Below are 3,125 nucleotides of genomic sequence, written 5' to 3'. Positions count from 1 at the left end.
GTGTATGCCGGGTCCCCCACCCCCCACGGGCCTTTGCGGGGAGCATGGTTCCGCTGCAAAGTCCCCCCGTGCTCTGTCCTGGGCCCGTGCGGGCCGGGTGTCGGGGTCACCCGGCCCGCACGGGGGTCTGTCAGCCGTGCGCGGCGGCTGCGGTGAGGGCGGGCAGCGCGAGCGCTTCCAGGGCGGCGGCTTGGTCGGCGTCGGCGAGGGTCTGCGCGGTCGACGTGACTGCCTGCATCACGCCACCGGCCGTCATCTGCCCACCCCGCACGAAGTGAGCGAGGATCGTCTCCTTCGTCTCCTTGCTGATCTTGAGGGTGCTCGTGACGTGCTCGATGGTCTTCGTCGGCTCGGCCACGGGCTTCCCGGCCGCAGCCTGGATCTCGCGGAGCTTCGCCTCCACGTAGTCACGCGACAGGAAGGTACGGACGGCGTCGGCGGTCTTGGACGTGATGACCTCCAGCTCCTTCCTCTGGGTCTCCTCGGACCAGGCCACGACTCCTTCGTCATGCTTGGCACCGACGTGCACGGCACGCATGACGTCCATCGGCATGGTCAGCCCGTTGGTGCACACCTGCATGACCACACGCGGCGTGACCGACCACGCCCCGGCCCCAACTTCGCTGTTCGTGATGACGAACCCTGCAGACACCATGGGGAGTTGGTCACCGCTGCGCCCGTCGAACGGGGAGCGGTACCCGCTCAGCAGCTCGGGCGCCCGGACCGCGACCGCTTCGGACTGCACCCGCACGTACATGCGCCGGTCGGTGAGATCGCACCCAGTGACGTTGGTCGGGTGCCCCGCCTTCTGCACACCCTCCAGCGCGGCCAGCAGGATGTCGAAATTGTCCATGACCTTGTAGCTGTCCGACATCAGCGCGCGGGCCACGCCTTCGGCGGGCGCCGTTCCGGGGATGTGGTCACCCCGGAACGTACGGAGCATGAAACGGCGGCTCGGGTCCTGGCGCAGCCACGCATTGACGTTCTCGTCCAGCAGCGGGACGTTCTCGGCGCGCATGCGGCGCAGGTAGGCGAGAGGGATCTTCAGCTTGTCCGCGATGCCCTCGTCCGCCACGGCGGTGGGGCGGTAGGTGCCGTCCACGTCCGTGACACCGTCCTCGGTGATCTGCCGCTCGATCCCCTCGACCTTGACGCTTCCGTCCTGGAACGACAGGGCGGACGCGGAGACCACGACATCCTGCTTCCGGCGCTTCTGGTCCTCCAGGATGGCCGCGAGGTCCCGAAGATCGGCGTTCCGGGCGCCCCGGGGAGCTGCGGCCGTGGCGCGCTCTGCGTACTGCTGGGTCATTCGGTTTCCCCTTCGCTGTTGGCTTCTGCGGTTCGGGGGGCGGCGCCACCGCCCCCCGAACAACTTCAACAATAGTGGGTTCTGTGAATGTGTGAACCCACCTCTGAACTGCGGCTTCTCCTAGTGCCCGCTCATTCCCAGGAAGGACACGATGGCCTCCGCCCAGTGGAAGTGCTCGAAGAACGCCAACGGCACCAGTGCGAACACTCCGGCCAACAGGTAGTCGTCGGCCTTCGCCCATGCGCGGACCGCCGTGTGACGGATGGTCCGGCGCCACGTGATCTCTACCGTGATCTCGCACCCGAACACACTCGGGTGAAACTCGCGGTGAATCCGCCCCAACTTCCCGCCGGGCCGCGACACGTGCACGTGGTGCACGCCCGAACGGCGCTCAATGATCCGTTCGAACTTCCATGCCAATCCGGCCGCATCGCCCGACTGCCCGTACAGCCTCCGACCCGCCTCTACCTCGCGGCCGGTCGCACACGAAACGAGCTTCATGATCAGTCTCCCCTTTACCCGATCACGGATTGTTGTGTGTGGACTTACCGGGGGGAGCGACGGGCCGCGTCACTCCCCCCGGCGTGACGGCGGCTAGCTCAGGAATCCGCGAGATTCCAGAAACTGGCCCAGGATGTAAGCGATGCCCTGCGGCTTGTAGATCTGCGGGAAACGCCGCATTTCCACTTCGGTCCGCCCGGCTTCGTTCGGCTCGGGAAGCTGGTGGACCAGTCGGTAAGGGGCCTCACCGGTCGGCATTTCCAGGATGACCGCGCCGTGCTTGGTGTTGACGCGAATCCCCGTGTACTTGTCGTCGACGTTGTGGACGATATCCGCCCCCGCGCGCCGGACGGAAAGCGGAAGGAAGTTCGCGACCTTACGGGCCTGGATGGCAAGGCCGTTCATCGGCGCGTCCGCTCCGCGCACTTGGCTGACAGTGTCGCCTGAGATCTTGATTTCCACGTTGTCCCCTTCGTTGATTCCTTGCGGTTCCGTGGGTCGCCTCCCTCGGAACACTTCAAATAATAGTGTGTCGTGAGAGAGATTGGAACCCCTGCTGCACTGGGAGTTGCCACCTACGTTGTTACCTGACGTTGCGTTAGATGCTGCTTAGGAGGTTGCCGTGACCGGAAAGCCGGCTTCTACATAACCCCAGGTCAAAGGCATGTATGAGGTCCGGTCGGGCTGCTGACATCCCCTCAGCAGCAACGATCCCGCACGGAAGAAAGAGAGAAGAAAAGGGAGGGTGGGTGGCGGCGTCGGGGATGGGCCCTGCTCCTTGGGTGGCTGCGCGGCGGGCGGGGCACCGCCGCGCTCTGCGGCCTGGGAAAGGGGAGAGCAGGCGCCCGTGTGAGGACGCCTGTTGGGGCCGCCTGGGCGCGTGGGTGCCCGGAGGGCTCCCAATGCCCCTCACCGACCTCTGACAGCTCCTCACTCGCCCGACTTCCGGCGGGGGTTGGGCCCGGAGGGCTCAACCCCCTGCCCGGGAATTCCGTGATTTGATCAGTGCAGGGAATCCCGGGGGCTCCCTTTCCATTTTCCGTGGTAGGGAATTCGGAGAATCCCTACCACCCTCCCGGGAGGGGACCGGAGGGCCCATCCCGCCCCGGCACCCATAAACCAACCTGACACCCCGTCAAACAACTAAACCTCAACACCCCTCACACACAACGCATTTCGTGCCGGAGGCACGCGGCCTTATGAAACTGGCCGGAGGCCAGTTCCATAAGGCACCGCCGGAGGCGGCTGCTTTTCGCGCGGGGACGCGCGAAACGAGCGAAGCGAGTATTCGGCTGCCGGAGGCAGAGCGAAGCGG

3 protein-coding genes are annotated in these 3,125 nt (G+C 65.9%); all 3 read right to left on the bottom strand.

Annotation, left to right across the window (positions count from 1 at the left end; all coding sequences use genetic code 11):
- Positions 1-130 precede the first annotated feature (130 nt).
- The 3 genes from ACZ4NT_RS37440 to ACZ4NT_RS37430 all read right to left on the bottom strand — a co-directional run bounded on the left by ACZ4NT_RS37440 (position 131) and on the right by ACZ4NT_RS37430 (position 2,272).
- A complete protein-coding gene (locus ACZ4NT_RS37440) occupies positions 131-1,309 on the bottom strand; it encodes a DUF932 domain-containing protein (RefSeq protein ID WP_467729821.1) in 1,179 nt (392 codons plus the stop codon).
- A gap of 120 nt (positions 1,310-1,429) precedes the next feature.
- The gene (locus ACZ4NT_RS37435) at positions 1,430-1,810 is read right to left on the bottom strand and encodes a hypothetical protein (protein ID WP_467729819.1); all 381 of its coding nucleotides are present in this window, start codon (positions 1,808-1,810) and stop codon (positions 1,430-1,432) included.
- Between the two features lie 93 nt (positions 1,811-1,903).
- Positions 1,904-2,272: a hypothetical protein gene (locus ACZ4NT_RS37430; RefSeq protein WP_467729817.1), complete on the bottom strand. Its 369-nt coding sequence runs from the start codon at positions 2,270-2,272 to the stop codon at positions 1,904-1,906.
- Between the last annotated feature and the right edge of the window lie 853 nt (positions 2,273-3,125).

This window comes from Streptomyces sp. NPDC026417 (assembly GCF_055567695.1).
The sequence above is the reverse complement of the archived record's forward strand: the minus strand, read 5'-3'. Positions and strand labels throughout refer to the sequence as shown.

Coding starts and splice junctions, on each gene's coding strand:
- ACZ4NT_RS37440 (WP_467729821.1), bottom strand. CDS start 1,309: ATGACCCAGCAGTACGCAGAGCGCGCCACGGCCGCAGCTCCCCGGGGC.
- ACZ4NT_RS37435 (WP_467729819.1), bottom strand. CDS start 1,810: ATGAAGCTCGTTTCGTGTGCGACCGGCCGCGAGGTAGAGGCGGGTCGG.